At 38.6% G+C, this 5,748-nt stretch carries 3 protein-coding genes, 1 tRNA gene and 3 rRNA genes; 3 read left to right on the plus strand and 4 right to left on the minus strand.

The features are described from left to right. Positions 1–179, minus strand: a 16S ribosomal RNA gene (locus H8718_RS19520); the annotation flags it as partial. A gap of 470 nt (positions 180–649) precedes the next feature. Here H8718_RS19520 and H8718_RS20865 point away from each other — a divergent pair. Genes H8718_RS20865 through glpK form a run of 3 tightly spaced genes read left to right on the plus strand, consistent with a single transcriptional unit; the run spans position 650 to position 5,235 of the window. Next, positions 650–3,307, plus strand: a complete 2,658-nt coding sequence (locus H8718_RS20865) for an FAD-dependent oxidoreductase (RefSeq protein WP_330597787.1) — start codon at positions 650–652, stop codon at positions 3,305–3,307. A 3-nt stretch (positions 3,308–3,310) separates the two neighbouring features. Then, positions 3,311–3,679 carry a DUF1667 domain-containing protein gene (locus H8718_RS19535; protein WP_249334708.1) on the plus strand — a complete coding sequence of 123 codons (369 nt, stop codon included), beginning with the start codon at positions 3,311–3,313 and terminating at the stop codon, positions 3,677–3,679. Positions 3,680–3,738: 59 nt separating this feature from the next. Continuing rightward, complete coding sequence (glpK, locus tag H8718_RS19540) at positions 3,739–5,235, plus strand: glycerol kinase GlpK (RefSeq protein WP_249334709.1); 1,497 nt, start codon at positions 3,739–3,741, stop codon at positions 5,233–5,235. Between the two features lie 159 nt (positions 5,236–5,394). Here the strand turns inward: glpK and H8718_RS19545 are convergent. The 3 genes from H8718_RS19545 to H8718_RS19555 all read right to left on the minus strand — a co-directional run. Further along, positions 5,395–5,467 (minus strand) — tRNA-Met (locus H8718_RS19545). A gap of 9 nt (positions 5,468–5,476) precedes the next feature. Then, a 5S ribosomal RNA gene (rrf, locus tag H8718_RS19550) occupies positions 5,477–5,594 on the minus strand. Positions 5,595–5,666: 72 nt separating this feature from the next. Further along, positions 5,667–5,748: ribosomal RNA gene (locus H8718_RS19555) — 23S ribosomal RNA — on the minus strand; the annotation flags it as partial.

The raw sequence follows: 5,748 nt of genomic DNA on the forward strand, positions 1-5,748 counted from the left end.
TTATGCGGTATTAGCGTTCGTTTCCAAACGTTATCCCCCTGCATAGGGCAGGTTACCCACGCGTTACTCACCCGTCCGCCACTAACTTCATGGAGCAAGCTCCAATCCGTCCGTTCGACTTGCATGTGTTAAGCACGCCGCCAGCGTTCATCCTGAGCCAGGATCAAACTCTCAATAAAAAAGTTTGTCTCTTGACATTTTGTACTGTTAAGTAGTACTGACTTGTCACTTCATGTGACTTTATGAATCGACTGGTTTAATGGTTACTATTTTATTTTTAAAGTTCATTTCTTCTTATTTATCAAGGCCTTAGCCCTGTGTGTCAGTGGCGCTGTGCCCTGCTGACTTGATTTATTATGCACTATAACCTTGCATAAGTCAACACTATTTCTTAACTTTTTTTTGCTTTTTATTACTTTTTTATGTTATCCCCATATTAAGTTTATTATCCACTTATTACACACATTTTATCCCCAAAATTATACACAGTTGTGTATAACTTTTCCCTCTTATATCTCATATTTGCTCTCTTCCTCTCATATATTTTATAGGAAGTAAATAGTTAACTCTAAGAAAAAGGAAGTCCTACTATTAACATAAAGGAGTTCCTTATTTTTATTAATAAATCCCCTTTGGAGGTGAATGTAATATGTATGATGTCATCATTATAGGGGCGGGTGTAATCGGCTGCTCTATTGCACGAGAACTTTCTAGATATAAACTTCATACACTCGTTTTAGAAAAAGAGAATGATGTATGCTGTGGGACAAGTAAAGCAAATAGTGCTATTGTCCATGCTGGTTTTGATCCTCTACCTCATACTCATAAAGCTAGACTTAATGCAAGAAGCAACCTTTTGTTTGATGAACTAGCTGCTCAGCTAGACATTCCCTTTAAGCGAAATGGAGCCCTTGTCCTTAATCTTAATAAGGAGGATTATCCTAAACTTATAGACCTTAAAGAACGTGGCAAACAAAATGGTGTCCCTGACCTTCAAATTCTTACGCGTTCTGAAGTAATCAGTCTAGAATCTCACCTTGCAGAAAATACCCAAATAGTCAATGCACTCTATGCGCCTACAAGTGGTATTGTCTGCCCTTTCACACTCACACTTGCTCTTGCAGAAAATGCCCATGCTAATGGTGTACACTTTAAATTCAATACCCCTGTTACCTCTATTGTTAAAGAGGAGAATACTTTCATCCTTTCTACACCTTCCGAGTCTTTTAAGGCACGTGCTGTAGTTAATGCTGCTGGTGTATTTAGTGATGTGATCAATAACAGTGTGAGCAAACATACCTTTACTATTACCCCTATTAAAGGTGAATATGACTTATTTGATAAATATGTAGGTAACCTTTTTGTTCGTACCTTGTTCCAACTACCTACTTCTAAGGGGAAGGGGATTCTTGTTACCCCTACCATCGATGGTAATTTGTTAATCGGCCCTACTGCCATACCCTGTACAGATAAAGACAATGTTAACACAACACGTTCTGGTCTAGACCAAGTGCTTGCTGGTGCTTTACGTACTACTACTTCTATCCCTATGGGGTATATAATTACTTCTTTTAGCGGACTTAGAGCTCATAATGATCAAGATGATTTCATCCTTGGTGAAGCACCTGATGTCCCTAACTTCTTTAATGCACTTGGGATTGAATCGCCTGGTCTTAGCTGCGCTCCTCTTATAGGTAAAGAATTAGCTCAAGCTATTTGTGCAAAACTTAAGCCTGCTCCTAATCCAGACTTCACTCCTACCAGGAAAGGTATTGTACGTTTTAATAGCCTTCCACTACATAAGCAAAAAGAACTTATTAAAGAAAATCCTCTCTATGGCAAAATTGTATGCCGGTGTGAACAAATTACAGAAGCTGAAATTTTAGAGGCTATTCATAGACCATTAGGTGCCGTAGATTTAAATGGTATTAAAAGGCGCACACGTGCTGGTGCTGGTAGATGCCAATCCGGCTTTTGCTTTATTAGAAATTCTGAACTTCTTTCTGGTATTCCGGATACAACCTATTCTACTCCTACTCTTCCTATAGAAAAAGAATATGACCTTATTATTATCGGAGGCGGTCCTGCTGGATTAAGTGCTGCTCTTGCTGCTCATAAGAAAGGGATAAGTCGTTTACTTATTATAGAAAGAGAACCTTATCTAGGGGGGATTTTAAATCAGTGTATTCATAATGGCTTCGGCCTTCATACCTTCAAAGAGGAACTTACAGGTCCTGAATATGCAGAGCGCTTTATCCGTAGTGTTCAAAAGGCTCATATTCCTTATCTACTCAGTACAACTGTTACTTCTATTACTCCTAATAAGGAGCTTCCAGCATTAAGTCCTTCTTATGGTCTTCTTACGCTTAAAGCAAAAGCTATTATTCTCGCTATGGGATGTAGAGAAAGACCTAGAGGTGCTCTTACTATCCCAGGTTCTAGGTGCAAAGGTATTCTAACTGCTGGCACGGCACAAAAGTTGGTCAATATGAAGGGAATTATCCCTGGTAAGGAAGTCGTTATACTTGGTTCAGGAGATATTGGACTTATTATGGCAAGGCGTATGACTTTAGAAGGTGCCCATGTTCAAGCTGTTATAGAAATTATGCCTTTCTCTAGTGGACTTAAACGTAATATTGTTCAGTGCCTAGATGATTATCAAATTCCTCTTAAGCTTAATCATACAGTTATTGAAATTCATGGTCATGATCAAATAGAAGGTGTTACTGTTGCTGAAGTTGATGCTAATAGACAACCTATCCGTTCTACAGCAACTTTTATCCCTTATGATTTACTACTTCTTTCTGTAGGACTCCTCCCTGAGAACGAACTTTCTCGTCTGGCCAAGGTTAATCTCTCCCCTATTACAGGTGGTCCTGTTGTTACAGATACACTTGAAACAAGTACGCCCGGCATCTTTGCCTGTGGTAATGTACTTCATGTTCATGATCTTGTAGACTATGTTTCTGAAGAAAGCTCTCTTGCAGGCGAGAAGGCTGCTGACTATATTCTTGAAGATACTCCAGATGTAAACAACCCTATTTCTGTATTCACTGAAGAAGGTATACATTACTGTATTCCTCAGTTCATTCAACCAGCTCCTATAGAACCTATTACTTTAAGATTTAGAGTGAATAAAGTTTATAAAAATGCTTATAAGCGTGTCTATTTTGATGGCACACTAGTTCTGAGAAAGAAAAAACGTATTTTTACTCCTGGTGAAATGGAAAACTTTATCCTTACACCAGATTTATTTACAGCCCATCCTAACCTTAAGTTCATCACCCTCAAAATAGAAAGGAGTTAGAAGATGCATAAAGTTGAACTTACTTGTACCTGTTGCCCTTTAGGCTGCCTACTTACAGCTACTTTAGAAAATAATCAGGTCATAACTGTTACAGGTAACTCCTGCAAAATTGGCCTAGAGTATGCAAAAGAAGAATGCATTCATCCAACACGCCTTTTAACTTCTACCATACTTGTTATAAATGGGATTCTCCCTAGGGTAGCTGTTAAGACTGCAAAGCCTATCCCTAAAGAAATGATTATGCCTTGTATGGAGGCTATTAAAAAACTAAAGGTGCGAGCACCTATTAATTTGGGGGATATTATCTGCAAAGACTTAGCTCATACAGGCATTAGCCTTATTGCAACTCAAAGTATTTTAAAAACACCCTAAATCTTTACATGGTAGTATGCTAGAATAACGTTATAGATGAATGAGGGGGTATTTTATTTATGTCAAAATACATTATGTCATTAGACCAAGGTACTACAAGCTCTAGGTGTATTTTATTTAATAAAAATGGTCTAATCGAAAGTGTAGCCCAAAAAGAATTTACACAAATTTATCCTAAAGCTGGATGGGTAGAACATGACCCTATGGAAATTTGGTTTACCCAAATAAGTGTTGCTACTGAAGCTATGCAAAAAATTAATGCTACTGCTAGTGATATCGCCGCTATAGGTATTACCAATCAGCGCGAAACAGCAGTAATATGGGATAAAACAACAGGTAAACCTATTTATAATGCTATTGTATGGCAATGTCGTAGAACCTCTGATATATGTGATGTCTTAAAAGAAGAAGGCTTTGATCAGATTATTAAAGAAAAAACTGGGCTTATTATAGATGCTTATTTTTCAGCAACTAAAATTAAATGGATTTTAGATCATGTGGAAGGCGCTAGAGAAAAAGCATTAAAAGGCCAGCTCCTCTTTGGTACAATAGATACCTGGCTTATCTGGAATCTTACAAAAGGTAAAGTACACGTAACAGATTATTCTAATGCCTCTAGGACAATGCTCTTTAATATCCATACCCTTAAATGGGATGAGGAAATACTCACTAGATTAGATATTCCAACTAGTATGCTCCCTCAAGTTAAACCATCAAGCTGTGTATATGGACATACCAATCCTACTCTGCTAGGCGGAGAAATTCCTATTAGTGGTGCCGCTGGGGATCAACAAGCTGCCTTGTTCGGTCAGATTTGCCATACGCCTGGCACAGCTAAAAACACTTATGGCACAGGATGCTTTCTTCTTATGAATACAGGTGAAAAAGCTATCCTCTCTCATAAAGGTCTACTCACTACCATCGCCTGGGGTATAGATAATAAAGTTGAATATGCTTTAGAAGGTAGTGTATTTATTGCAGGTGCTGCTATTCAATGGTTACGTGATGAGCTTCGTATGATAGACCATGCTGCACATACTGAGACTTATGCCAATTCTGTCCCAGATTCCAATGGTGTTTATATCGTTCCTGCCTTTACAGGGCTTGGGGCACCTTATTGGGACCAGTATGCAAGAGGTACTATATTAGGCCTTACACGTGGTGTTAAGAAAGAACATTTTATTAGAGCCACTTTAGAATCATTAGCTTATCAGACTTATGACGTACTTATGGCTATGCAAGAGGACTCTGGTATCTCCCTTAAAGCACTTAAAGTAGACGGTGGTGCATGTGCTAATAACTTCCTTATGCAATTCCAGTCAGATATACTTGGTGCAAAGGTAGATAGACCAGAAGTTATTGAAACTACTGCCCTAGGTGCAGCCTATTTAGCAGGTCTTGCTGTAGGTTATTGGAAAGATCAAGAAGACATTAGCACCAACTGGGCCCTTTCAAAGAGTTTTACTCCAAAAATGGAATCTTCCAAACGTGAATTTCTACTTAAAGGGTGGCATAAAGCTATCAAATGCACTAGAGAATGGGCTAAAGAAGATTAAAAAGGTGAGGTTATTTCTAACTTTGAAATAACCTCACCTTTTTAGTAGTAGTGCATGTTGGTATGATATGCTCTTATTATTTTAATAACCATTATAAAATAATAAAACAAAAAAGCCCCAGCAACTTTTGCAATCAAAAGCTTCTGGGACTTTTATCCATTGCGGAGACAGGACTTGAACCTATGACCTTCGGGTTATGAGCCCGACGAGCTACCAACTGCTCCACTCCGCGATATTAAAAATTTGGCAACCACCTACTCTCCCAGGCCGTCTCCAGCCAAGTACCATCGGCCGCTTTAGTCTTAACCTACGTGTTCGGTATGGGAACGGGTGTTTCCCTAAAGCGCATCGTCACCAAAAATATTTGAGTATTTAATTCGTCTTTCTTATACTCTCAAAAACAAATACTGCAACAAGTTAACCTTGTTTTTTAGGTCAAACCCTCGAACCGTTAGTATTGGTCAGCTACACATGTTACCATGCTTACACCTCCAACCTATCTACCTTCTAGTC

The organism is Zhenhengia yiwuensis (genome assembly GCF_014384995.1).
GTDB classification, from domain to species: domain Bacteria; phylum Bacillota; class Clostridia; order Lachnospirales; family Cellulosilyticaceae; genus Zhenhengia; species Zhenhengia yiwuensis.